Annotated in this window: 21 protein-coding genes and 4 tRNA genes; 16 read left to right on the forward strand and 9 right to left on the reverse strand. The window is 72.1% G+C overall.

The features are described 5' to 3' along the window. Positions 1-94 precede the first annotated feature (94 nt). From tsaD to D7M15_RS13070, 4 genes are all read left to right on the forward strand, one after another. Positions 95-1,156, forward strand: a complete 1,062-nt coding sequence (tsaD, locus tag D7M15_RS13055) for a tRNA (adenosine(37)-N6)-threonylcarbamoyltransferase complex transferase subunit TsaD (protein ID WP_121517669.1) — start codon at positions 95-97, stop codon at positions 1,154-1,156. 11 nt (positions 1,157-1,167) lie between these two features. Continuing rightward, a complete protein-coding gene (gene alaS, locus D7M15_RS13060) occupies positions 1,168-4,386 on the forward strand; it encodes an alanine--tRNA ligase (RefSeq protein WP_240649290.1) in 3,219 nt (1,072 codons plus the stop codon). Between the two features lie 319 nt (positions 4,387-4,705). Then, positions 4,706-4,780 (forward strand) — tRNA-Asp (locus tag D7M15_RS13065). Between the two features lie 4 nt (positions 4,781-4,784). Next, positions 4,785-4,861: transfer RNA gene (locus tag D7M15_RS13070), tRNA-Phe, on the forward strand. Between the two features lie 223 nt (positions 4,862-5,084). On the opposite strand, the gene D7M15_RS13075 is transcribed toward D7M15_RS13070, so the two are convergent. The 4 genes from D7M15_RS13075 to D7M15_RS13090 all read right to left on the reverse strand — a co-directional run bounded on the left by D7M15_RS13075 (position 5,085) and on the right by D7M15_RS13090 (position 9,517). Continuing rightward, positions 5,085-5,960, reverse strand: coding sequence for a hypothetical protein (locus D7M15_RS13075; protein ID WP_121517671.1), 876 nt, complete (start codon positions 5,958-5,960; stop codon positions 5,085-5,087). A 1-nt stretch (position 5,961) separates the two neighbouring features. Then, entirely contained in the window at positions 5,962-6,681 is a 720-nt protein-coding gene (locus tag D7M15_RS13080) for an alpha/beta hydrolase (protein ID WP_121517672.1), read from the reverse strand. 102 nt (positions 6,682-6,783) lie between these two features. Beyond that, positions 6,784-8,775, reverse strand: a complete 1,992-nt coding sequence (locus D7M15_RS13085; protein ID WP_127201746.1) for a pyridoxamine 5'-phosphate oxidase family protein — start codon at positions 8,773-8,775, stop codon at positions 6,784-6,786. Between the two features lie 166 nt (positions 8,776-8,941). Next, positions 8,942-9,517 (reverse strand): TetR/AcrR family transcriptional regulator, encoded by a 576-nt coding sequence (locus D7M15_RS13090; protein WP_240649291.1) that lies wholly within the window; start codon positions 9,515-9,517, stop codon positions 8,942-8,944. 465 nt (positions 9,518-9,982) lie between these two features. Between D7M15_RS13090 and D7M15_RS13095 the strand changes: the two genes are divergently transcribed. Both D7M15_RS13095 and D7M15_RS13100 read left to right on the forward strand, forming a co-directional pair. Next, positions 9,983-10,057: transfer RNA gene (locus D7M15_RS13095), tRNA-Asp, on the forward strand. A 4-nt stretch (positions 10,058-10,061) separates the two neighbouring features. After that, positions 10,062-10,135, forward strand: a tRNA-Phe gene (locus tag D7M15_RS13100). A gap of 246 nt (positions 10,136-10,381) precedes the next feature. Here the strand turns inward: D7M15_RS13100 and D7M15_RS13105 are convergent. Next, complete coding sequence (locus D7M15_RS13105) at positions 10,382-10,693, reverse strand: hypothetical protein (protein WP_127201747.1); 312 nt, start codon at positions 10,691-10,693, stop codon at positions 10,382-10,384. Positions 10,694-10,943: 250 nt separating this feature from the next. Here D7M15_RS13105 and D7M15_RS28990 point away from each other — a divergent pair, with 250 nt between their 5' ends. From D7M15_RS28990 to D7M15_RS13145, 9 genes are all read left to right on the forward strand, one after another. Further along, complete coding sequence (locus tag D7M15_RS28990; protein ID WP_240649292.1) at positions 10,944-11,186, forward strand: DUF2945 domain-containing protein; 243 nt, start codon at positions 10,944-10,946, stop codon at positions 11,184-11,186. Next, positions 11,170-11,505, forward strand: coding sequence for a DUF3140 domain-containing protein (locus tag D7M15_RS28995; RefSeq protein ID WP_276314450.1), 336 nt, complete (start codon positions 11,170-11,172; stop codon positions 11,503-11,505). The genes D7M15_RS28990 and D7M15_RS28995 overlap by 17 nt, the downstream gene beginning before the upstream one ends. Positions 11,506-11,690: 185 nt before the next feature. Next, positions 11,691-13,004 (forward strand): cation:proton antiporter, encoded by a 1,314-nt coding sequence (locus D7M15_RS13115; protein ID WP_276314451.1) that lies wholly within the window; start codon positions 11,691-11,693, stop codon positions 13,002-13,004. 138 nt (positions 13,005-13,142) lie between these two features. Then, entirely contained in the window at positions 13,143-13,706 is a 564-nt protein-coding gene (locus D7M15_RS13120; protein WP_121517676.1) for a hemerythrin domain-containing protein, read from the forward strand. A gap of 92 nt (positions 13,707-13,798) precedes the next feature. Continuing rightward, entirely contained in the window at positions 13,799-14,797 is a 999-nt protein-coding gene (locus tag D7M15_RS13125) for a Ppx/GppA family phosphatase (protein WP_346428831.1), read from the forward strand. Between the two features lie 310 nt (positions 14,798-15,107). Continuing rightward, on the forward strand, positions 15,108-16,499 hold the full coding sequence (locus tag D7M15_RS13130) for an MFS transporter (protein WP_240649293.1): 1,392 nt from the start codon (positions 15,108-15,110) through the stop codon (positions 16,497-16,499). Further along, positions 16,496-17,716, forward strand: coding sequence for an FAD-dependent monooxygenase (locus D7M15_RS13135; RefSeq protein WP_121517679.1), 1,221 nt, complete (start codon positions 16,496-16,498; stop codon positions 17,714-17,716). The genes D7M15_RS13130 and D7M15_RS13135 overlap by 4 nt, the downstream gene beginning before the upstream one ends. A 179-nt stretch (positions 17,717-17,895) precedes the next feature. Then, positions 17,896-18,645 (forward strand): SDR family oxidoreductase, encoded by a 750-nt coding sequence (locus D7M15_RS13140; RefSeq protein ID WP_121517680.1) that lies wholly within the window; start codon positions 17,896-17,898, stop codon positions 18,643-18,645. A gap of 61 nt (positions 18,646-18,706) precedes the next feature. Continuing rightward, the gene (locus tag D7M15_RS13145; protein ID WP_121517681.1) at positions 18,707-19,612 is read left to right on the forward strand and encodes a LysR family transcriptional regulator; all 906 of its coding nucleotides are present in this window, start codon (positions 18,707-18,709) and stop codon (positions 19,610-19,612) included. 49 nt (positions 19,613-19,661) lie between these two features. Here the strand turns inward: D7M15_RS13145 and D7M15_RS13150 are convergent, their stop codons facing one another. Continuing rightward, a complete protein-coding gene (locus D7M15_RS13150) occupies positions 19,662-20,276 on the reverse strand; it encodes a TetR/AcrR family transcriptional regulator (protein WP_121517682.1) in 615 nt (204 codons plus the stop codon). Between the two features lie 92 nt (positions 20,277-20,368). Here D7M15_RS13150 and D7M15_RS13155 point away from each other — a divergent pair, with 92 nt between their 5' ends. After that, positions 20,369-21,118 carry an SDR family oxidoreductase gene (locus D7M15_RS13155; RefSeq protein WP_121517683.1) on the forward strand — a complete coding sequence of 250 codons (750 nt, stop codon included), beginning with the start codon at positions 20,369-20,371 and terminating at the stop codon, positions 21,116-21,118. A 175-nt stretch (positions 21,119-21,293) separates the two neighbouring features. Here D7M15_RS13155 and D7M15_RS28750 read toward each other — a convergent pair whose 3' ends face one another. From D7M15_RS28750 to D7M15_RS13170, 3 genes are all read right to left on the reverse strand, one after another. Next, a complete protein-coding gene (locus D7M15_RS28750) occupies positions 21,294-21,527 on the reverse strand; it encodes a hypothetical protein (protein WP_206337362.1) in 234 nt (77 codons plus the stop codon). A gap of 170 nt (positions 21,528-21,697) precedes the next feature. Next, positions 21,698-22,174 (reverse strand): VOC family protein, encoded by a 477-nt coding sequence (locus D7M15_RS13165; RefSeq protein ID WP_121517684.1) that lies wholly within the window; start codon positions 22,172-22,174, stop codon positions 21,698-21,700. Between the two features lie 143 nt (positions 22,175-22,317). Beyond that, positions 22,318-23,475, reverse strand: a complete 1,158-nt coding sequence (locus D7M15_RS13170) for an ABC transporter permease (RefSeq protein ID WP_240649294.1) — start codon at positions 23,473-23,475, stop codon at positions 22,318-22,320. Between the last annotated feature and the right edge of the window lie 121 nt (positions 23,476-23,596).

Below are 23,596 nucleotides of genomic sequence, written 5' to 3' on the forward strand. Positions count from 1 at the left end.
ACGGAGCCGCACACACCGGGGGCACCGACCTCGCCCCTTATTGCGTACTGTTTGCAACAACTCAATGCGTGCAGGAGTACGGGAGGGGGTCGCCGTGGGTTCTCCGGTCGTGCTCGGCATCGAGTCGTCGTGCGACGAGACGGGCGCGGGAGTCGTACGCGGCGGACGGCTGCTGGGCCACGCGCTGGCGTCGAGCATGGAGGAGCACGCCCGCTACGGCGGCGTCGTGCCCGAGATCGCGGCCCGCGCGCACGTCGAGGCGCTGCGGCCCGTCGTACGGGAGGCGCTGGATGACGCGGGCCTGGGCTTCGCGGACGTCGGGGCGGTCGCCGTGACGACGGGGCCGGGCCTCGCCGGCGCGCTCCAGGTGGGGTTGGCCGGTGCGAAGGGCCTCGCGTACGCGCTCGGTGTCCCGCTGTACGGCGTGCACCACCTGGCCGGGCACGTCGCCGCCGACACGTTGGAGCACGGGCCGCTGCCCGACCCCTGCGTGGTGCTGATCGTCTCCGGCGGGCACACCTCGCTGCTGCTCGTACGCGATCTCGTACGGTCCCCGATCGCGCACCTCGGGGACACCCTCGACGACGCGGCCGGGGAGTGCTTCGACAAGGTCGCGCGCGTCTTCGGCCTGCCCTACCCCGGCGGCCCGGCCGTCGACCGGGCGGCGCGTACGGGGAATCCGCGCGCCGTCGCCTTCCCCCGCCCACTGGCCGGGTCGCCGGACCATCCGTACGACTTCTCGTTCTCCGGGCTCAAGACCGCCGCCGCCCGCTGGGCGGAGGGCCACGCGGGCCGCGCCCTGCCGACGGCGGACGGCGCCGCCTCACTCCAGGAGGCGGTGGCGGACGTGCTCACCCGCAAGGCCGTCGCGGCGTGCGCGGAACACGGCGTGGGCACGCTGGTGGTGGTCGGCGGCGTCGCCGCGAACTCGCGCGTACGGTCCCTCGCCGAGGAACGCTGCCGGGCGGCGGGTATCACCTTGCGCGTACCGCCGTTGCGCCTGTGCACCGACAACGGAGCGATGATCGCCGCCGTCGGGGACCTCCTCGTACGCTCCGGTGCCGAACCGGCGCCACTCGATCTGTCGGTGGACCCGTCGGCACCGCTGGAGTACGCCGCCCTCCACCCCGTCGGCGCGCGGGTGGCGACGCGGTGACCGTACGCGTCGTGGACAGTGCCGTCGTGCTGCGTCACGCCGCCGGGCTGCGGGCCGTCCACGTCGGCGCGTTCGGCGCACCGCCGTGGAACGAGGGCGCGGAGCAGACGGCGGCGTTCGCGGCACGCCTCCCGGCGGACGTACGCCGCCCCGGCTTCACCGCCGCCCTCGCGTTCGACGCGGGGGAGGTCGTCGGCTTCGCCACCGCGTTCACCACCGGTACGCCCTTCCCCACCGGCCGCTGCTACCCCCAGGCCGCCGCCTCCCTCGGACCGCGGCGCACCGCCGACTGGCTCTGCGGCGCACGGGAGATCGACGAGTTGGCCGTCCTCCCCGACCACCAGGGCAACGGAATCGCCACGGAACTGCTCGCCACCGTGACCACGGACGCGCCGAAGGGCCGCGCCTGGCTCCTCACCTCCGTACGGTCCGCCCCCGCCCTGGCCTTCTACCGCCGCCAGGGCTGGACCCAGGCCACCCACCCCGCCCCGAGGGCCACGGGATCGCCGTGTTCCTCGGCCCCCGCCACCCCGCCCGGCATCTGGCCGCCCGGCCCCTGTGACCACCGGAGACCCCCCTTGCTCACCGCCGAGATCCGCAACCGCTTCCTCGACTTCTTCGCCGCGCGCGGCCACACCGTGGTGCCCAGCGCACCGCTGCCGACGCCCGATCCGACGCTGCTGTTCGTCAACGCGGGCATGGTTCCCTTCAAGCCGTACCTGACCGGCGAGGTCGCCGCGCCCTGGCCGCGGGCGGCGAGCGTGCAGAAGTGCGTACGCACCCTGGACATCGAGGAGGTTGGCCGCACCACCCGGCACGGCTCCTTCTTCCAGATGAACGGCAACTTCTCCCTCGGCGACTACTTCAAGGAGGAAGCCGTCGCCTACGCATGGGAGCTGTCCACCACCCCCACCGCCGACGGCGGTTACGGCCTGGACCCGGACCGCGTCTGGGCCACCGTCCACCACAGCGACGACGAGGCCCGCGACCTGTGGCGCCGGGTCGCCGGACTGCCGGACGAACGGATCGTGGCGCGAGGCGACGAGGACAACTTCTGGTCCATGGGCGTACCCGGGCCGTGTGGCCCGTGCTCCGAGCTGTACTACGACCGGGGCCCCGCCTTCGGACCCGCGGGCGGCCCCGCCGTGGACGAGGACCGCTACATGGAGTTCTGGAACCTCGTCTTCATGCAGTACGAGCGCGGTGAGGGCACCGGCAAGTCCGGCTACCCGATCCTCGGCGACCTCCCCCGCCGCAACATCGACACCGGCATGGGCCTGGAACGCATGGCCACCCTCCTCCAGGACGTCGACAACCTCTACGAGACCGACGAGACCCGCCCCGTCCTCGACCGCGCCGCGGAAATCGCCGGAGTCCGCTACGGCGCCGACCCCGAGAACGACGTACGCCTGCGCGTGGTCGCCGACCACGTCCGCACCGCCCTCATGCTGCTCACGGACGGCACCTCACCGGGAAACGAGGGCCGCGGGTACGTGCTGCGCCGCATCCTGCGCCGCACCGTGCGTTCCATGCGCCAGCTCGGCCACCAGGACCCCGTACTCCCCGAGCTCCTCTCCGTGGCCCGCGACCGCATGGCGCCCGGCTACCCCGAGGTCGCGGAGTCCTATGCCCGGATCGCCGACCAGGCGGCCGGGGAGGAGGACGCCTTCCGGGCGACGCTGCGCCAGGGCACCACCGTCCTGGACAGCGCGGTGGCGCAGGCGAGGGCGGCCGACGGACGCCAACTGCCGGGCGCGCAAGCGTTCCTGCTGCACGACACGTACGGCTTCCCCATCGACCTCACTCTGGAGATGGCCGCCGAGCAGGGCGTCGAAGTCGACCGCGACGGCTTCACCGCCCTCATGCGCGAACAGCGCGAACGCGCCCGCGCCGACGCCCGCGCCCGCAAGTCGGGCGGCACCGACACCTCCGCCCTGCGCCCCGTCCTCGACGCGCACGGCCCCACCGACTGGCGGGCCTGGGACACCCTCACCACCGACTCCCGCGTCCTCGCCCTGCTGGGCACGGACGGCACCGTCCCCACCGCGGGCGAGGGCGAGATCGTCACCGCCGTCCTGGACCGCACCCCGTTCTACGCCGAGTCCGGCGGCCAGGACAGCGACGCCGGACACCTCTCCGGTACCTCCGTCGAGGCAGAAGTCCTCGACGTGCAACGGCCGTTGCCCGGTCTGGTCGCCCACCGGGTCCGCGTCACGGCGGGCGAGTTGGCCGTCGGGGACGGCGTGCACGCCGCGGTGGACCCCGAATGGCGGCTCGGCGCCCGCCAGGCGCACTCCGGCACCCACGTCCTGCACGCCGCCCTGCGCCAGGTCCTCGGGCCGACCGCGCTCCAGTCCGGCTCGTACAACCGCCCCGGCCACCTCCGCCTCGACTTCCCCTGGCGCGGCGGTCTGTCCGCCGCCACCCGCGACGACGTCGAACAGGCCGCCAACCAGGCGCTGCGCCGCGACCTGCCCGTCGGCGTGCGCTGGATGACACTGCCCGAGGCGCGTGAGATCGGCGCGCTCGCACTCTTCGACGAGACGTACGGCGAGCAGGTCCGCGTCGTCGAGATCGGCGGCTCCTGGTCCCGCGAACTGTGCGGCGGCACCCACGTCGACCACGCCGCACAGATCGGAGTGGTCACCCTCACCGCGGAGTCCTCCGTCGGCGCAGGCATGCGCAGGCTGGAGGCCGCCGTCGGCGTCGAGGGGTTCGGCTACCTCGCCCGCGAGCGCGACCTGGTCTCCCGTATCGCCGAACAGCTCCAAGCCCCTCGGGCCGAACTGCCCGACCGCGTCGCCGGGCTGCTCGACCGGCTCAAGGCGGCCGACCGCGAGAACCAGCGCCTCCGGCAGGAGGCCACCCGTACCCGCGCAGCCGAACTGGCCGCACACGCCGAGGACGTACACGGCGTACTCGTCGCCACCGCCACGACCGGCGAGGGCGCCGCACCAGCCAGGGACCTCGCCGGCGCCGTACGCGACCAACTGCCCGCCGGCCGCCCCGGCGTCGCCGTGGTCGGTACGGAAGCCGGGCGGACCGCCGTCGTCGTCGTGGCACTCAACCAGGCCGCCCGCGACGCCGGGCTCGACGCCTCGGCGCTGGTCAAGCGGCTGCTGTCCGGGCGCGGCGGCGGCACACCCGAACTTGCCCAGGGAGGCGGCCTCCCCACCTCCGAACTGACACGGACCCTCGCGGCCGTGCCAGGGCTCGTCTCCGGCAACTGACCCCGGCACCCTCCGTTCCGAACCGGGAGCCCCGCGCCGCCTTCCGCCCCGGCGCAGAGCCTCCCGTCAACGCCCGGAACGGGAAAGTCGCCCCCAGGCGACCTGAAATTCGCAACAGCAATCACATAATTCCCGTGCTGACATGTCAGCACGGGGACAGGATCGAGGGGGATCGAGCCGACCCCAGGAGGACACAGAAAGGCGTAGCTGCTGGGCTTCGCCGCATCTCCGCAGGTCAGCGAGGTAACGATTTCGGGTTCGAATCCCGTTGGGGGCACGCAACACCTGTGCGAGACTTGCTCTCGCATGCACGACGCTTGGTCCTGTGGAGCAGTTTGGAGTGCTCGCCACCCTGTCAAGGTGGAGGCCGCGGGTTCAAATCCCGTCAGGACCGCTGCGGCTGGGTAGCTCAGTTGGTACGAGCGATCGCCTGAAAAGCGATAGGTCGCCGGTTCGACCCCGGCCCCAGCCACCATCAAGGCCCCGATCCCCGGATCGGGGCCTTTCTCAGCGGTCAGACGACGTCGTGGCACACGGCCTCCCCGCGCGGACAGCCACCCGCCCTCGACGTCTCGGGCAGCACACAATCGCACCGCCCTTGCAGGCCGAAGCAGGTACCCATGACGACACACCCCCGGCTCCGCGTGCGAGCCCGGGGCCGGGGCCGGGGGCCAGGTCGGCTCCGAGAGGACTCCGGATCAGCCGCCTCCGCTGGCTCCCGCGCGGGAATCCGCCGAGGTGCTCCCGTCCTCGGCGATGGAGGCGCTGAAAGCGGTGGCAAGCTCTGTGAGCCGGGCCACGCCCCGGCCCCCCAGGTACTCGTACGGGGCCGCGTCCAGGCGGTCGGTATCGGCCTCGATCTTCTCACGAAGCTGAGCGCCCGCCGCCGTCAGCACGTTATCGCTGGTGAGCAGTCCACGGTCGCGGAGACGCCGCTCAGCAGCCTGCCAGTCGTGGGTGCTGAGACCACGGGTCTCGAGGACCCACTCGACAGGCCTCCCCTGTCCGGTCGCGGTATGCGAGACCAGTGCCTCAACCGGGTCCAGGCCGGAGTTGACCAGGGTGATCACGTGACTGTCACCGCGGTGTTCGCGCAACAGCGTGGCCGCGTACCACAGAGCCAGGTGCGGCGGCTCCGGCACGGGCAGATCCGCGTTGGCCGCGTAGAGAGGACGTGCTTGCCGGGTGCACGCCTGAGTGGCGAGCAGAGCCAGATCCGCAGCTTCGATCATTTCCTGGGAAGCGATGAGCACTTCGCCCAACCGCCGCCTCAGCATCTTGTCCACGGCCCGCAACCGGGCTGCCAACGCGGCTTCGGGGGAAACGACGTCCCACACCGCGGGGATGTGACGGGCCACCAGCGCGTGGTCGAAGACGAAGAAGGCCGAGGTGATGATCCCCGCTCGTACCCTCCCGAACGGCGCTGCGCGGCCGACGAAGTAGGCAGCAGCTCGGTCCTCAAGTCCCAGTTCGGCAAGTTCCGTGCCGAATTCGGGGGAGAAGTAGAAAGCGGAATGGATCTTGTTGACGACGTCGTGACATCGGCGAAAGGCGAACTCGGGGAGGACCGCCATCTCAACTCCGCCTTTCCGTCGCTTCGCGAATGAGGGCGACGGCGACTTCGGGATGGGCGATGTGCACCGCGTGGGAGCTGAGCACGGAGGCGGTGGTGGCGTTCATCCGGTCCGCCATGAAGGCTTGTGCTTCGGGGACAAGGGCGCGGTCCTGCCCGGCGAGGAGGTACCAGGAGGGGATCGTGTGCCACGCGGCTGCCGTAGCAGGTTCGGTGAGCGCCGCATGGGCGATGGGCCGCTGCGAGGCGGCCATCACCGCGACGGCTTCCGCGGGCAGATCGGCCGCTACGACCTCGGGAAAGAGGTCGGTCGCGAGGTAGACGTCAGGGCCTCCGGCCGACCCGTGCGCTTCGTAGGGCGTGGGACGGGCTGCCTTCCCGATGAGGGAAGGCGGGAACGAATGCTGGGAACTCATCACGCTCTCCCCGGCTTCCAGGGCGAACCCGGCGAGATAGACCAGGCCCGTCACGTTGGTGAGGTTGGCGGCGGCCTGGGATATGACGGCTCCTCCGTAGGAATGGCCGACCAGGACGACCGGTCCGTCGATCGCCTCGACGACAGCGCCGATAGCGGCCGCATCGGTGTGCAGTCCGCGAAGGGGATTGGGTGCGGCCACGTGCGGTATGTGGGCGTGATCGAGCAGCGTGCTGAGCCTGGCGAACCCGGAGGAGTCCGAGAACGCTCCATGGACGAGGACGACACGGGGAAGCGTGGCGTTCATGGTTCCGCTTTCCGTAGAGGGATGGATCTTTCGGGGAATCGCGACGGCGCGTCGCCGAGTGCCGAGTGCCGGAGCGGAGGCTGCGGAGGAAAGGGAGGCCGGTCAGTGGTTGAAGCTCTCGAACCGCACGTCTTCCCCGGCCGCCCATTCCAGGATTGAGTTCCGAAGCCCTGGCCCTGTGCATACATGGAACCGTCGGCGCCCTGCCGCACCTTGGGACAGGAAGTCAGCCTTCTCGATTCTTCGTGTGTGTACGTGAGCACCGATCCGGACCAGGGTTTGGATTTGCGTCTCGTGCCCGGAGGCAGGAACACGGGTTACGAAGAGGTTCGTCGCCGCTCCGAGCCCGTCGTGCCGTTTGAGGGTGTCGACGGCGAGAGGCAGATCCTCCGCACTCAGGCTCCAGAGGACGGAGAGCTTAAGCCCTGATCTCCACACCGCTCGCACCTGTGCCAGCAGCGGAGTGACTCCCACTCCGGCAACGACTACGACGAGTTCTGCGTCAGGGTCGGCGTTCGCGGCGCCGACGTAACTCGCGTCCTCTTCGCCCCCGAATCCCAGGACCGCGGCCTCAAGCGTGGTTCCAGGCGTCCACCGGGCGAGGAGTTTCGTGACGGGGCCGTGTCTGCGTACCGTGATGTCGAACTCGGCGCCGTACAGCGGCCCCTGTGGTTCCGATCCGTGAGTGGTACGGGGAGCCGGAGGCGCGGGTGGGCTCGAAATCGTGAAGGATCTGACGTAGTCGTCGTTGAGTGACCCAGGGTCGTGGTCTCGCATGTGCGACCAGCCGCGGTCGAGTGCGGCGGAGAAGTCAAACGTGACGTACTGCCCTGCGCGCCAGGGCCTGAGTTGGGCGAACTTCTCGCGCGCCGACGAAGAGGACGGGTCCGGAGTGAGCCGGAAGGTGTACCGGGATATCGTCGGCGTCACTCGGGTCCCGCGGATCAAAGTCGCGTTCGCCACACCCACCGGATTCCCTTCCGCGTCGGTACCGCCGGCGACAGCGGGGTCCGATCCGTCGGTTTCGCAGGCCAGCTTGCGCACCGGTGGGTTGTAGGGCGACTGGTCATACGACTTCCCGCGGAACGGCAGTCCCGCCCTCACGAAGCGTGCCGCTTCGACCGTGACGCGCACCGCCAGCTTCGTGTGCGGCAGCAGCGCCGCCGCGTCAGCCCCGACCAGCACCTCTGCCCGTCCAGTGACGTACAGAACATCGCCACTCTCGAAGTCGGGGAAGGTGATTCCGACAGCAGGGTCGGATTTCAGGTTCCCCAGCGTCTGGAAGAGCCGGTTACCCGAGTACTCCGGATATACGAGGGCGACCCCCTCGTCGGAGTTCCTGAGGATTCGCGCGAACCCGGGTGCGCCGCCTCGGTTGTTGGTGTCCATGCTTTCGCCACCATGGCGACTGGAGATGAACAATATGTCCGATCTCCCCACGAGCTCCACCGCGTCGGGCGGCAAGGGGAGGAAGTCGCTCGTGCTGCCTGATGGCCCATCATGAGGCCATATCCTTTTCCTGTTCAGGTACTTGGGGCAGTTACCCAGGGATTCTTCGACAGCGACGGCCAGTCGCACGTCCACCGGCTCCGTACCGCCGGCGGGAACCGTCCCACCGGCCGGCTGCTTTTCCAGGACCGCGCCGCGGATCGCCCTGCCGGCCACTTTGACGCGGGTCCGTGTCTCCAGGTCGAGCGCCAGACCGGATACCGTCTTCCCGCTGAGGTCGATGGGCTGTCCGTCACTGGAAGGCGTGCCGGAGACCAGTGCCTCCAGTACGGGGTCCGGGCCGACCCAGCCACCGCCCTCCTCCACGGGCAGACGTCGTAGCCGCGCCGGGAAGGCCAGGCCCAGAACTCCGCTCGACACAAGCCCTGCCGTCCCCGGTCGGCCACCGAACAGTGTGGTCCACACACGGTCGTGGCGATCCACCGCTCCCAGAGCGAAAAGCGGGAAGTGAGGCAGAGTGGATCCGTACACGGCTGGCAACCCGCGGGTCGTGGGATTGTCCTCGTACGGCACCCGGAGAAGCCGGTGCATCGCCTCCTCACCGGCGTGCCACTGCGGCCGTGAACGGGGAAGATCCGTCGACATGCTCACCCTCCTTGCTTCTTCTGCCCGGCCGCCCGGGCGCACGGTTGTCAGTGGGCGGTTACGACAGTCCGCGAGGCCCAACGCTGCTCCTCGCTCGCCGCACGTGGATCGATCCGTATCTGAAAGTACAAAAAGCAGGCAGGCAAGAGCCCACGTCAGCGCGAGCTCACGCTCTTACTGAGTCGAGGTGCAGGTCTGCGACCCTGCGCAGCTCGTCGAGCGTGGCACCCGACTGCGACAGGACCCGCATCCCGAAGGTCGCGGAAACGATCGCGAGTGCGGCATCGCCAGGCGTGACGTCTGCTCGCAGACTGCCGTCGCCTCGTCCGATCCTCACCGCACCAGTCACGAGGGAGAGATGGTAATCGTGGAAGCGGTCGAGGATCCGCTGCACTCGAGGCTCGCGAGCACCAAGATCGGGCGCCATCCGCGAAGCTACGATCATGCAACCCGCAGCATGGCCTTCCTTCCTTGCCTCGGCTTCCTCCTCAAGGATGGACGAGAAAAGGGCCTCGAGGCGCTCGATCCCCGATCGCCCGGGGCTCGTCAGGACCGCCTCCAACTGCTCCCGGATGAGGGAAACGCTCCGTTCCAGGGAGCGGACGAACAACTCGTCCTTGGAGACGAACGTGTTGTACAGGCTGCTACGCCGCACGCCGGCCGCCACGCACAACTGCTCCGTGGTCGTGTCCGCGAACCCGTACACGCGGAACTGGCCGACCGACGCGTCCAGCACCGCCACCTCATCAAACCCTCGCGGTCTACCCATACGGAGACCGTACATCATTGTGTATTCTGATGTCCAAAACAGGGTGACCGGTGCGATCGCGAACAGGTACGGCGAGGGACCACGAGCCGGCTTCCCGTTTCCCGTCGACCAAGAGAGCCAGCTGCTCGGCACGGGCGAGGCGAGCCACACGTACCGACCGCGAGGCTGCCGGACACCCTTGCCGACCCCGCCTTCCACACGCGATCAGCCGGCCCGATAACCGATCTTTGCAATCACAACGGCACGCAGCCCCGTGCTGACATGTCAGCACGGGGGCAGGATCGAGGAGGATCGAGCTGGACTCGGGGGGACGCGAACGGGTGTAGTTGCCCGGCCCTCGCGAATCTCCGCAGGTCAGCGAGGTAACGATTTCGGGTTCGAATCCCGTTGGGGGCACGCAACACCTGTGCGAGACTTGCTCTCGCATGCACGACGCTTGGTCCTGTGGAGCAGTTTGGAGTGCTCGCCACCCTGTCAAGGTGGAGGCCGCGGGTTCAAAGCCCGTCAGGACCGCTGCGGCTGGGTAGCTCAGTTGGTACGAGCGATCGCCTGAAAAGCGATAGGTCGCCGGTTCGACCCCGGCCCCAGCCACACCCAGGGAACGTCCCGGACGGCATGCCGTCCGGGACGTTCTCGTTGTGCGGCGGGTGCGGTTGGTGCCGCCGTCGGGGTCGATGAAGCGACGGCGGCCTTTGACCGACAGCGGGGCATTACGGTGAGACATCAGGCGGGTCCTTCACGCCGATGGACGAGTGATTTGGCAGTTCTCATCCTGCCGCCGAAAAACCCGACACTCACGTACCGACTCCGCGTCTGCAACCTCATGCCCCGCAACACCTAGCTGTGGCTCTTGCGTGCATTTTCTACGCGCGCGTTCAGCAATTCGACCCACGGGTTGCCACTGTTCTCACTATATACAGCCGTCATGGCATTCGGCGCGGTCTCGATGAGATGAAGCAAGGTCCATGAGAGTCCGTAGCAATCATCGAAACCGAATGATTTCGTGAGGACCTGCGCCTCTTCGACAGTGACCGGAGCGGTGATTCTTTCGAGCAGGCGCTGCGTCTCGGCGATCTCTTCTTCGGCGGCCTCTTCGGACGGGAAGGCTCCCGCGTCGACGAGGTCTTCCACTTCACGTCGGATCGACATGCAGACTCCCTAGATCATTCCTATGCGACGATCGCCTGAAAAGCGATAGGTCGCCGGTTCGAATTCGGCCCCAGCCACACCAAGGGAACGTCCCGGACGGCATGCCGTCCGGGACGTTCTCGTTGTGCGGCGTGGCCAGGCGACCGAGCGGCGGCCGTCGATACCGCCCCCGGGGAGGACGAATCCCCGCGTTTCGCCCCGGACGCCCCGGAGACCCGCCACGGGAGTTCCCCTCCCGGTTGGAGTCGCCATGGCGAAGCACAAGAAGTTCGAGAAGAACGAACGAGTGGCCTGGGCCAGTCACGGGAGCCAGGCCCTGGGGCGCGTCAAGAGGAAGATCACCGGGCGGGCGCGCGCGGGCGGGCGGACCGTGGACGCCTCGCCGGAGGAGCCGCAGTACGAGGTCGAGAGCGAGAAGTCGGGCGGCCGTGCCGTGCACCGGCCCGAGGCGTTGCGCCGGAAAGGGGAGGGCAGCCGTGGACGCGGCCGCTGAGCGGACCGTCACCGCCTTCCGCGACGCGGTGAACATGCGGCCGCGCGAACTGGAACGCTGGTTGGCCACCGACGCCTCGCAGGAGGTCGGCCAGAAGAAGGGCGGCGGCGAGAGCACCGGGCACGCCTCGGGGCGCCGTGTCGTCACCCTGCTGCGTACGAGGAAGGGCGACCTCACGGAGGACGACGTGGCGCACATGCGCGAGGTCGTCTCGTACGTACGCCGCCACCGCGCCCAGTCGCCGTCCGGTGACGCGCGGGACTCGCCCTGGCGGTACTCGCTGATGAACTGGGGCCACGACCCCCTCCGGAACTCCTGACGCGGCCCTCGTGCCGTCATGACGCGCGCGCCGACGCCCCGCTGCTCGGGCCCCGCGTTCGCGTCCCCGGCGGGTGCGCGAGTCGATCACGGGGTACCCGGCCGCGGGCGCGCGACCGACCGGCCGCGCCCCGTACGAGGGTCGGCCGCGCCGCTGCGCTCCCCGGCCCGGGAGCGGGATGTGGCGTGGTGAAGGAACTGGCGGGCACCGGACTGTTCTACGCGATCCTGGGCCTCGGCGCCCTGGGCGCGGCGATCCTCCCGAGGGTGGTGGCCAACCGACCCCTGTCGGCACCGATGATCTTCCTGGCCACCGGCTTCGGGGTCTTCCTCCTCCCGTACGGCGGGCTCCCCGACCTCGACCCCGTGGCGTCCGGCAGCGCCGTCACCCACCTCACCGAGATGTGCGTGATCGTCGCCCTGATGGGCGCGGGGCTGGCCATCAACCGGCCGTTCGGCCCGCGTTCCTGGGCGACGACCTGGCAGCTGCTCGGTGCGGCGATGCCCCTCACCATCCTCGCCACGGCGCTGGTCGCCTGGGGGCTGCTGGGTTGGGCGCCCGCCGTCGCGCTGCTCGTCGCGGCGGTCCTGGCGCCGACCGACCCGGTGCTCGCGGGCGAGGTGCGGGTGGGCGAGCCGACCGACGCGCGGTACGACGAGGACGAGGTGCGTTTCGCCCTCACCAGCGAGGCCGGGCTCAACGACGGTCTCGCCTTCCCGTTCGTGGCGGCGGCCGTCGCGCTGACCACCGCGTCCCCCGAGGGCTGGTCCGGGTCGTGGGTGGGGCACTGGGCCTGGTACGACGTGCTGCTGCGCGTCGCCATGGGCACGGTGGTCGGCATGGCCTTCGGCCGCCTCCTGGGCCGCCTGTTCTTCCAGGCGCGGAACGAGTCGCTGCGCCTGTCCGCGCACAGCGAGGGCTTCGTCGCGCTGGCCACCGCCTTCGCCGCGTACGGCCTGGCCGAACTCCTCCACGGCTACGGCTTCCTCGCCGTCTTCGCCACCGCGGTGTCCCTCCGGGCCGCCGAACGCCCCCACGGCTACCACCGCGTCATGCACACCTTCATGGACCAGATCGAACGGCTGCTCACGGCCGCCCTCCTCTTCCTCGTCGGCGGGTACGTCGCCCAGGGCGGCCTCTCCGCCCTGACCTGGCAGGGCGCCACCCTCGCCCTGCTGCTCCTGCTGGTGATCCGGCCCGTCATCGGCTTCCTCTCCCAACGCCCCGCGACGGGCGCCCCGTCCGCGCGGCTGGTGATCGCCGGCTTCGGCATCCGGGGCATCGGTTCGTTCTTCTACCTCGCGTACGCCCTGGACCACGCGGAGTTCGCCGCCCCGGCCGCGCAGTTGTGGGCGCTGGTCACCTTCACCGTGCTCGTCTCGGTGTTCCTGCACGGCGCGGCGGCGACGCCGGTCGTGGCCCGCCTCGACCGCCGGAACCGCCGCGACCGCCGGGACGGCGCCGGGGCCGAGTCCGACACCGCCCCGGAGGGCCCCTGACCGGAGCACCCGCCGCCCGGCCGCGCCACCACCCGTACGCCCCCCGCGGGGTTGAGGCACCGTCCGCCAGGGCACCCCGGGGTGCGTGCGCTGCGTACGCCCGCAGTCGCCAGCCGAGTACCGAGGGAGATGGGACAGATGGGGCACGGCGGAACCGTCGTCGACGAGCTGATGACCGACCACCGCGAGGTGGAGGAGATCTTCGGCCGTATCGAGGCCCTGCCGCCCGGGGACGAGCGGCGGAAGGAGTACGTGCACGAGGCGACGATCGAGCTGATGCGCCACTCGGTCGCCGAGGAGCAGCACCTCTACCCGGCGGTGCGCGAGCACGTGACCGGCGGGGCCGACCTCGCGGACCGGGAGATCGACGACCACGCGACGGCCGAGCAGCTGATGAAGGACCTGGAGACGCTCGACGCCGACGCCCCCGGTTTCGACGCGGCCGTGGGGAAGCTGATGCGGGAGGTCCGCGCGCACATCGCGGACGAGGAGCGGAACCTCTTCCCCCGGCTGGAGGGCGCGGTCTCCGGCGCGTACCTCGACGAACTGGGCGAGAAGGTGCGCCGGGCGAAGAAGACGGCGCCCACCCGGCCGCACCCCTCGGCGCCGAGCACTCCCCCGGCGAACAAGCTGCTCGCCCCGGGAGCCGGCCTCGTCGACCGGGCGCGCGACGCGCTGACCGGCCGCGGAAAGTCGGGGTGAGAGCCGTCCCACCGGGCTCCGCCGCGCGCACGGGGGCCGGTCCACGGCGACCGGCACCGGGCGCCCCGGCCGTACGTGAGCGGCTCGGCGTCCTGGACGCCGGGTCGAACGGCGTACGGCTCCTCGTCGCCGACGCGCGCGGCAGCGCGCCGCGCGCCGTGCACACCGCCAAGTATCGGCTGCGGCTCTCCGCGCAGGTCGACGTGTACGGGCGGCTCCCGGACCGGTCCGTCCGGCGGCTCGGTGAGGCGGTCGCCGCGGCCCGCGAGGAGGCCGAACGGTGGGGTGTCGACCGGCTGTTCCCCGTGGCCACCGCCGTCGTGCGCGACGCGCCCAACCGGGCGGAGGCGCTGGCCGCGCTCAACTCCCGTACGCACACCTCCCGTACGCACGCCTCCCGTACGCCCGGCTCTCCCGCGTACGCGCCGCTGCGCGTGATGCCCGGCCGCAGGGAGGCCGAACTGACCTTCCTCGCCGCCCGGCGCTGGATGGGCTGGCGCGCGGGACCGATGGTGCTGCTCGACATCGGAGGAGGCACCTTCGACATCGCCTTCGGGCGGAACGGCGTACCGGACTTCGCCGTGTCCGTACCGCTCGGCGCGGGCCGCCTCACCCGCGAACACCTCAACGGCGGGGACCCGCCCGCCAAGGGCGACGTACGGTCGCTGCGGCGCACCGTACGGCACCGGTTGCGGGAGCTGGCCGAACGGGTCCGCCGGGAGGAGCCGCACACGGCGGTCGCCACCTCGCGCACGTTCCAGCAGCTGGCGAGGTTGTGCGGCCCACCACCCGGCCCGCCGCACGGCCACGGGGGCGCCCTCGCCCGACAAACTGTGCGCACGGGCCAGTTGCGGGCGGCGGTACGGCAGTTGGCGGGGCTCAGCGCGGCGGAACGCGCCGAACTCCCCGGCATCTCCGCGGCGCGCAGCAGGCAGTCCCTCGCCGGAGCCGTGGTGGCGCACACCGCGATGAAGCTCATGGACGTCGAGGAAGCGGTGCTGTGCCCCTGGGCGCTCCGCGAGGGAATCCTGCTCGAATACCTGGAGAACGGCCGCTCCACCGCCTGGTGGAACCGGCTTCCCCACTCCTGAGGCACGCCCCGGACCGCCGGACGTCCCGCGGGTGACGCGGCCCCGATCCCCGGATCGGGGCCTTCTCGTGCGCCCGCGCCCCGGCCAAGGCCGACCCGACCGTGCGGGCGTCCCCTCTGGTGCCCACGCACTACGGCGGCCCGGCGTCCGGTCCCGGCGCACCAGGGGAAGACGGCGACGCCGCACGATGCCGCCCGTACGGCCGGGCGGGAAGAGTACGGGGCGCGCCGCCCGGCCGGGTGGCGGAACCGTACGCATCGGGTGGTCGGCGGACTCGTGCCGGCTTCCGACGACGACGAGGAGAACCACGGTGAGCACCACTCACTCCCCGTCCCTGACCGGGAAGCTGCCCGTCGCCGCACTCGGGCTCCTCGCGCTCGCCCTCGGCACCTTGCAGACGGTGGTGGACCCCGCCCTTCCCTTGCTCCAGCGCGAGTTGGACGTCGGCCCCGGCGACGGGGCCCTGGTGTCCAACGCCGTCCTGGTCACCGGTGCGGCCGTCGCGCCGATCGCCGGGAAGCTCGGGGACTGCCACGGCGGGAAACGGGTGCTGCTCCGGTTGATGGTGCTGGTCGCGGCCGGTGGGCTGCTGGCCGGTGTCGCGCCGAACCTGCCGGTGCTGCTGCTGGGCCAGATCCTCCAGGGGTTCATGGTGGGGGCGCTGCCGCTGTCGTTCGTCCTCGTGCGCAAGCACCTGCCGGGTGACGCGTCCCGGCTGGGGATCGGGGTGGTGATGGCGCTGTTCACGAGCGGCGCCATGGTGGGGACGTTGACCGCCGGGCCGATCGCGGACGCGCTGTCCTGGCACTGGATGTTCGCGCTGCCGACGATCGTGATCATCGCGATGTCGCTGGCGGTGGCGTGGCTGATGCCGGACGATCCGCCCGCCCGCTCGCGCCCACGGATCGACTGGCCCGGTGCGCTGCTGCTCAGCGGCGCGCTGCTCGTGTTCATGGTCGGTCTGGTACGGCTGACCGGCGACGGCCTGTCGGCGCCCGCGGCCGGGGCCCTCCTGGTGCTGGTGGTCGGCCTGGTGACCGCGTGGGTGACCGTGGAGCGCCGGACGGCCGAGCCGATGGTGGATCTACGGGTGCTGGCCCGGCCCGCGGTCTGGCACGCGTGCGTGCTCACGTTCGTCATCACCGCCGGGTTCGGCATCGTGGCCTTCCTGCTGCCGCAGATGTTCGCGCTGCCCGCCGAGGGGCACGGTTTCGGCTTCGACACCACCGACATCGGCCTGCTGTTGCTGCCCGGTGCCGTCGCGGGGGCGGTGAGCGACTCGATCGGTGGTGTCGCGGGGCGGCGCTTCGGGTTGCGTGCCGTGATCACCGCGGGCGCCGTGGGCACGGTGGTCACGCTGCTGACCCTGATGGCGGCGCACGGCGCGCCCTGGCAGCTGGTCGTCGCGAAGGCGTCGGTGGCGGTGGCCGCGGGCATGGCGACCACCGCGTTGCTGATCAGCGCGGCCGGTGCCGTCGCGGAGGAGGACACCGGGGTCATCACCAGCCTGCTCGTGGTGACCCGGGTGATCGGCATCGCGCTCGGGGCGCAGACCGGCGGCGCGATCCTCGAGGCGGGGGCGGAGGCGGCGACCGGCCTGCCGTCCGAGACGGCGTTCGTCACCGCTCTGGGCGTCGCCGCCGCCGTGGCGGCGGTGTCCCTGGTCCTCACCCGTCTCACCATGAGGGGAGCGCGGGCATGAGCACGCGCGGTGTCCTGATCTCCGGCGCCGGCATCTCCGGCCCCGCCCTCGCGTACTGGCTGCGCCGTGCCGGGTACGCGGTCACCGTGGTGGAGAGGACCGACGCGCTGCGCGCCGGGGGCTATCCGATCGACATCCGGGGCAGCGCGGTGGAGGTCGTACGGCGGATGGGCATCCTGCCGCGGCTGCGGGAGGCGCACACCGGCACGCGGCGGTACACCTTCCTCGACACGGACGGTGCCACCGTGGCCTCGCTCGGCGGCGCCGCGGGCCACGGCGGCGGCGAGGACGGTGACCTGGAGGTACGCCGCGGCGACCTGGCGGAGAGCCTGTACGCGCTGGTCCGCGACGACGTCGAGTTCCGTTTCGACGACGCGATCGACGTACTCGACCAGAGCGGTGGCGCGGGGGTCGACGTGACGTTCCGCAGCGGCGCGCGGCGTACGTACGACCTGGTGGTGGGCGCCGACGGCATGCACTCGCAGACGCGGGAGGGCCTGTTCGGGCCCGAGGAGCGGTTCCGCCGCGACCTCGGCTACTCGTTCGCGGTGTTCACCGTCCCGAACACCTCCCGGCTCTCCCGCGAACTCGTCATGTGGAACTCCCCGGGCCGGGCCGCGGCGCTCTACGCCCTCGGCGAGGACGACCCGCCGCACGCCTTCCTCACCTTCCACCAGACCTTCCACCGGCCGGACCCGCCGCACGACGCGCTCCGTGACCCCGACGCCTTCCGGGACCCCGACGCCTGCCGCGAGGTGTTCGCCCGGGTCTTCGCGGACGCGGGCGGCGAGGTGCCCCGGCTGCTCGACGCCATGCGGCACGCGGACGACCTGTTCTGCGACACGGCGGCGCAGATCCGCATGCCCCGGTGGTCCAGCGGTCGCGTCGCGCTGGTGGGCGACGCGGCCCACGCGCCGTCGTTCCTCACCGGCCAGGGCTCCAGCCTCGCGCTGGCCGGTGCCTACGTCCTCGCGCACGCGCTGGCCGGGCACCGGGAGCACCCGGCGGCCCTCGCCGCGTACGAGCGCGGCCTGCGCGGGTTCGTCACCGCGAACCAGGCGCTGGTCGACGACGGCGGCGCCCGGCTCTTCCCGACGACCCCCGCGGCGCTGGAGCGGCGCGACGCCGTGCTGCGCGGCCTGGACGCGATGCCCTCGATGACGACGCACCCCGCCCACACGGCGCTCACCCTGCCCCCTCCGCCCGGCGGGCGGTGACGGGTCGGCGGGGGCGCGCGGCAGGTGACGCGCGTGAACGGTCCGCGTGACCTGGGGGTATCGACGACGCTTGTGGGGCGACCCGGAACTTCTGTTACCCGATGCCCGGAATGTCCCCCTAGGCTCGGCCGTGCCGGTGGTCAGGTCGGCCACCGGCGAGGACGTGAGGAGAACGCACCATGAGCGAGGACACGCTGCGGGACGAGGTCGCCGTCATCGGCGGTGGCGGCAAGAACCTGGGCGGGCTGCTCAGCCGTACGTTCGCCGCGGACGGGGCCAGGGTGGTCGTGCACCACCACAGTTCCGCGAGCGACGCCGAGCAGACCGTGCGGGCGATCCGGGAGGCCGGGGGCGAGGCCGTCGCCGTACAGGAGGACCTGACGGATGTCGCGGGCGTACGGCGCCTCTTCGACACGGCGGTGGACACGTACGGCGGTGTCGACATCGCGGTCAACACCACCGGGATGGTGCTGCGCAAGCCCATCCTGGAGACCACCGAGGAGGAGTACGACCGGATGTTCGGCATCAACGCCAAGGCGGCGTACTTCTTCATCCAGGAGGCCGGGCGGCGGCTGAACGACCACGGCCGGATCATCAGCCTGGGCACGTCCCTGCTGGCCGCCTTCACCGACGGCTACTCCACGTACGCCGGGGGCAAGGCGCCGTTGGAACACTTCACGCGGGCGGCGGCCAAGGAGTTCGCGGACCGGGGCATCTCCGTGAACACGGTCGCGCCGGGGCCGATGGACACGCCGTTCTTCTACCCGCAGGAGACCCCGGAGCGGGTGGAGTTCCACAAGTCGCAGGCGCTGGACGGCCGGTTGACCCGGATCGAGGACATCGTCCCGGTCATCAGGTTCCTGGCCACCGAGGGCAGGTGGTTCACGGGGCAGACGATGTTCCCCAACGGCGGCTACACCACCCGCTGACCGCGTACGGCCCGACCCGGCCCGTACGCCGTCCACCCGCGAACCGAGAGGCGTCGACGACGTGCCACTGGACCTGAACAAGCTCGGCCACCTGGTCGCCGTCGCCGAGGAGGGCAGCCTCACCCGGGCCGCCGCCCGCCTCCACCTGTCCCAGCAGGCGCTGTCGACCTCCGTCCGGGTCCTCGAACGGGAGGTCGGCGTGCCCCTGTTGGCCCGCGACAGCGGCGGCGTCACCGTGCTGCCCGCCGGGGCGGCCCTGCTGGAGGACGCCCGCGTCCTCCTCGGGATGAGCCGGACCGCCCTGCGCCGCGCGCGGCAGCTCGGCCGGGGCGGGACCCGTACGCTCCGCGTCGGCCACACCCCCGCCGTCACCGGCGACGAACTCGTCGCGCTGCTCGCCCCGTCGGCGGCCGGGGACGCCGACTCCGACGCCGACCCCGACCGCGCCGCCGCGCTCACGCCGGAGATCCACCAGCGCTACCCCGCCGAGCTGACGGCCGCCCTGCTCGCCGCAGACCTGGACGTCGGCCTGTGCCGCGGGATGGCCCCGGCGTACGGTCTGGCCCGCACCACCCTCCGCCACCAGCGGCTGCACCTCGCGGTCGCGTCCGACCACCCGCTGGCCGCCCGCGACACCGTGGCGTTGTGGGCGCTCGCCGACGAGACGTTCATGGTCTGGGGCACCCCGGGCTACTCCGACTACACCGACCTCCTCCTCGACCACTGCCGGAACGCCGGTTTCGAGCCGCGCGCCGAACGGACCACCCGCCAGGGCACACCGCCGGTCACCGCCGTCGTCGGCACCCGCCACCTCGCGTTCGTCACCACGCCGCCGGGACCCGCCGCGGGCGGCGGAGCGCGGGTCCTCGCCCTGGAACCGCCGATCCACGCGCCGCTCCACGCGCTTCACCTCCCGCACACCACGGACCCCGAACGGACCGCCTTCCTCGCCCGGTTGACGGCGTGAACTCCCGTACGCCGCGCGCCCCGTACGGGCGGACGGCCGCGCCCCCGGGTCAGGCCGGGGGCCAGTCGCGGAGGGCCGCGTCCGCGACCGGCTGGAGTTCCTCGCGGGTGGCGCCGCTGGCAGCCTGGACGGCGATGCCGTTCGCCACCGTCATCAGGTAGCGGGCGAGTACGCCGGGGTCCGCGCCGGGGGGCAGGTCGCCCTCGTCGACGGCGCGGACGAAGCGGTCGCGGAGGGCGGCGACGCCCTCGTTGCGCCAGGCGATCAGGGCGTCGCGGGCGTTGCGGCCGGGGCCGCCGGCGGCCAGCGCGCTCTGCACGCCGAGGCATCCGGCGGGGCTGTCGGGGCGGGTGGTGGCCCGTACGGAGCCGGTGAGGAACGCCGTGGCCGCGTCGCGGGCCGTGGGTTCCTCGGCGGCGCGGGCGGCGTACGAGGCGGGGCCCTCGGTGTAGCGCTCCAGGGCCTTGCGGAACAGCTCCTCCTTGTTGCCGAAGGCCGCGTACATGCTGGTGCGCGTGATGCCCATGGCCTCGGTGAGGTCGGTGAGGCTGGCGCCCTCGTAGCCCTGTTCCCAGAAGACGCGCATGGCGCGTTCGAGCGCCTCCTCGGCGTCGAAGCCTCGCGGGCGGCCGACGGCGGTCTTCCCCTTCCGGTGGGTCTCCATGGGGTCAAGCCTACTCTTACGCACCGATCGGTACGGAAGTGCTACGCTCTCGTTCTGTACTGATCGATACGCAAGTATGCGGAGGTCACGCCATGGGGAATCTGGAAGGAAAGACGGCGGTCATCACCGGGGGCGGCACCGGGATCGGGCTGGCCAGCGCCGTACGGCTGGCCGCGGAGGGCGCGCACGTCTTCGTCACCGGCAGGCGCAAGGCCGAACTGGACGCCGCCGTCGAGGCGATCGGCGCCGCCCGCGCCACCGCCGTCGCGGGCGACATCACCGACCAGGGCGACCTGGACCGGCTCTACGACGCCGTGCGCGCCCGCGGCCACGGGCTCGACATCGTGTTCGCGAACGCGGCGACCGCCTCGCTCGTCACGCTGGAGGAGACCACCGAGGAGGACTTCGACCGCACCTTCGACGTCAACGTGCGGGCCGTGCTGTTCACCGTCCAGAAGGCGTTGCCCCTGCTCAACCCCGGTGCCTCGGTGATCGTCAACGCCTCGACCGCCGCCGACAAGGGCACCCACGCCTTCGGCACGTACGCCGCCTCCAAGGCCGCGCTGCGCGCCTACACCCGCACCTGGGCCAACGAGTTGAAGGACCGCGGCGTCCGCGTCAACGCCGTCTCCCCCGGCCCCGTCGACACCCCCGGGATCACCGGCCTGTTCGGCGCGGAGAACCTGGCCGCCGTACGGGAGAACCTCGCCGGGGACACCGCGCTCGGGCGGATGGGGCGGCCGGAGGAGGTGGCCGCGCTGGTGGCGTTCCTCGCCTCGGAGGAGAGCAGCTTCGTGCTGGGCGCCAACCTGTACGTGGACGGCGGCGCCAACCAGGTCTGACGGACGGGCCGGTGCCGCCGCGCGGACCCGACCGGCGGGCGGCACCGGGCAGCGGAACGGCCCCGGGAGGCGATCCTCCCGGGGCCGTTCCCCGTCCGTACGGCGTGGCGGGACGTCGGCTCCGCGCGCGCGGAGCCCTACGTGTCACCCGTCCCGTACGCCGACGGGCGCGCGTTCAGCAGCCGCCTCCGCCGCCGCCGTCACCGCCGCCCCCGCCACCACCGCTGTCGCAGCTGCCCCCGCCGCCGCCACCGTCGAACCCGCCGCCGGAGCCGCCGTCGAAGATGCCCCCGCCGCTGTAACTCCCGCTCGTCCGGCCGCCACCGGTGCCACTGCCGCTCGCCCTGGCGGCCCAGTACAGGACGCCGACCCCGCCGATCAGCAGGGCGACGACCACGCCGATCATCATCACGGATCCCCCGTTCTCTCCGCGGCGGCCCCGCCACCCGCGCCGTGCGGGGTGGGCCGCCGTTCGTGAGAGCCGTATTGCCGCTGCCGGACCGCTTCACACCGGGGTTGAGGAAGACCAGAGCTTCCCCGTCGGTACGGCCGTACGGGGTACGGCCGGGACCCCGGCGGTCAGGCGGCGGCCACCGCGTCCTCCAGCGCCCGTACGTCGATCCTGCCCATGCCGAGCATGGCCTCCATCGCCCGCCGCGCGCGCTCCGGGTCGGGGTCGGCCAGCAGCTCGGGCAGGCGGCGCGGGACGATCTGCCAGGACAGGCCGTACCGGTCGCGCAGCCAGCCGCACGGGCCGGGTTCGCCGCCGCCTTCGGTGAGCCGCTCCCACAGGGAGTCGACCTCCTCCTGCGACGCGCAGTCGACGGAGAGCGAGATCGCCTCGGTGAAGTGGAACTGGGGGCCGCCGTTGAGCGCGGTGTAGCGCTGGCCCGCCAGCTCGAAGGTGACGGTCATGACCGAACCGGCCGCGCCCGGACCCGCCTCCCCGTAACGCTGGATCTCCACGACGCGGGAGTCGTCGAAGAGCGAGGTGTAGAACCGGGCGGCCTCCTCGGCCTGCCCGTCGAACCACAGGAACGTCGTGATCTTCTGCATGGCCTGCCTCCGTACGGGCGGACGTACGCGGGGCGCGTACGCGACTGTGTGAGGGACCGACGGGTGGCGACCGCCGAACTCATCGCCCCGCGCGCGGCGACCACGCGCGGACCACGCGGGAACCGCGCGCACACCACGTACGCCTACGCCGCCCGTGCCCCCTCCGCCGCGCGCCCGCCCGGGTGCCGGTGGCGCCAGGTCCAGAAGACCGCGCAGGACAGCACGGCCCACCCGGCGAGCACCAGGTACGGCTGCGCGTGCTGGTGGCCGGGGAAGTACACCGCCGTGTGCTGCGCGTTGACCGAGGCGCCCGGCGGCAGCCAGCGGCCGATCGCGCCGAGGGCGGACGGCAGCAGCGGCCACGACACGGCGCCGCCGGACGACGGGTTGCCGAGGAGCACCATCAACCCCCAGGTCGGCAGCACCGCCCAACGCCCGAAGAGGGTGTGGAACATCGTGAAGACCATCCCGGACGCGAACATCGTCAGCGACAGGATCGACCACGACTGGAGGAAGGGCAGGTCGAGCGAGCCCAGCAGCCAGTCGACGACGGCGCAGATCGAGAAGCCGCCGAGCAGGGCGTACGCGACGGTGAAGGCGATGCGCTCGGTCGGGTCCAGCGCGCGGGCGTGCACGCTGAGCTGGACGGCGCCGAGGAAGCCGATGATGACGGCGGCGAGCGAGATGTAGAAGAGGGCGAGGCCGCGCGGGTCGCCCCGGTCCAGCGGTTTGAGGTCGTCGATCCGGACCCGTACGCCCGTACGTTCGCCCACCTTCGGCGCGGTGCTGGTGAGCAGCTGCGCCACGGAGGCGCCGGCGGCGCTCGCCACGTCGAGCCGCACCTCCCCGGCGCCGGACGGGCGCAGCACCGCGAACACCCGCTGCGCCTCCACCGCCCGCTTCGCGTCCGCGAACGTCGCCTCGCGCCGTAGCTCCAGCGACGAGCCGAGCGCCCGCTCCAGGCCCGCGACGAACCGCGCGCGCTCGTCGGACCGCGCGCCCCCGCCCGCGTCGGGCGCCCGCCCCACCACGGCGGTCGGGATGCGGTGCGGGGTGGGGTCGGCCATGGCGTACGTGTACGAGCCCGCGAACAGCCCGGCCGCGGCGGCGAGGATCAGCGCGACGACCGTGGCGGGGAAGAAGGGCGAGGCGTGGAAGGCCGCCCACCCGGAACGGGCGCGCGCCCGTTGGGCGGACCGGCGCGCGGGCGGCTCCGGCTCCGGCTCCGGCTCCGGCTCCGGCTCCGGCGATGAAGGCGGAGGCGGAGGTTCCGCGGGAGGCCCCGGCGGCTGGTCACTCATGCGATTCACCCCAGATCGGCGGTAATCGGACCGTACGCACCCGCGCCCCGCCCCGCACCCCCACCCCGGGGCGCCCGCGCCGGGAGCGGGTGGGTCGCCCGCGCGCCCCCGTACGCGCTGT

The sequence above is a fragment of the Streptomyces sp. Z26 genome (assembly GCF_003665095.1).
GTDB lineage: Bacteria > Actinomycetota > Actinomycetes > Streptomycetales > Streptomycetaceae > Streptomyces > Streptomyces phytohabitans.

What these genes read in the sequence shown, in the direction of transcription:
- D7M15_RS13170 (WP_240649294.1), bottom strand. Translation starts at nt 23,475, where the DNA reads ATGAGTGACCAGCCGCCGGGGCCTCCCGCGGAACCTCCGCCTCCGCCT.
- D7M15_RS13080 (WP_121517672.1), bottom strand. Translation starts at nt 6,681, where the DNA reads ATGAACGCCACGCTTCCCCGTGTCGTCCTCGTCCATGGAGCGTTCTCG.
- D7M15_RS13135 (WP_121517679.1), top strand. Translation starts at nt 16,496, where the DNA reads ATGAGCACGCGCGGTGTCCTGATCTCCGGCGCCGGCATCTCCGGCCCC.
- D7M15_RS28750 (WP_206337362.1), bottom strand. Translation starts at nt 21,527, where the DNA reads ATGATGATCGGCGTGGTCGTCGCCCTGCTGATCGGCGGGGTCGGCGTC.
- D7M15_RS13120 (WP_121517676.1), top strand. Translation starts at nt 13,143, where the DNA reads ATGGGGCACGGCGGAACCGTCGTCGACGAGCTGATGACCGACCACCGC.
- D7M15_RS13150 (WP_121517682.1), bottom strand. Translation starts at nt 20,276, where the DNA reads ATGGAGACCCACCGGAAGGGGAAGACCGCCGTCGGCCGCCCGCGAGGC.
- D7M15_RS28990 (WP_240649292.1), top strand. Translation starts at nt 10,944, where the DNA reads ATGGCGAAGCACAAGAAGTTCGAGAAGAACGAACGAGTGGCCTGGGCC.
- D7M15_RS13075 (WP_121517671.1), bottom strand. Translation starts at nt 5,960, where the DNA reads ATGGCGGTCCTCCCCGAGTTCGCCTTTCGCCGATGTCACGACGTCGTC.
- D7M15_RS13155 (WP_121517683.1), top strand. Translation starts at nt 20,369, where the DNA reads ATGGGGAATCTGGAAGGAAAGACGGCGGTCATCACCGGGGGCGGCACC.
- D7M15_RS13165 (WP_121517684.1), bottom strand. Translation starts at nt 22,174, where the DNA reads ATGCAGAAGATCACGACGTTCCTGTGGTTCGACGGGCAGGCCGAGGAG.
- D7M15_RS13085 (WP_127201746.1), bottom strand. Translation starts at nt 8,775, where the DNA reads ATGTCGACGGATCTTCCCCGTTCACGGCCGCAGTGGCACGCCGGTGAG.
- D7M15_RS13105 (WP_127201747.1), bottom strand. Translation starts at nt 10,693, where the DNA reads ATGTCGATCCGACGTGAAGTGGAAGACCTCGTCGACGCGGGAGCCTTC.
- D7M15_RS13140 (WP_121517680.1), top strand. Translation starts at nt 17,896, where the DNA reads ATGAGCGAGGACACGCTGCGGGACGAGGTCGCCGTCATCGGCGGTGGC.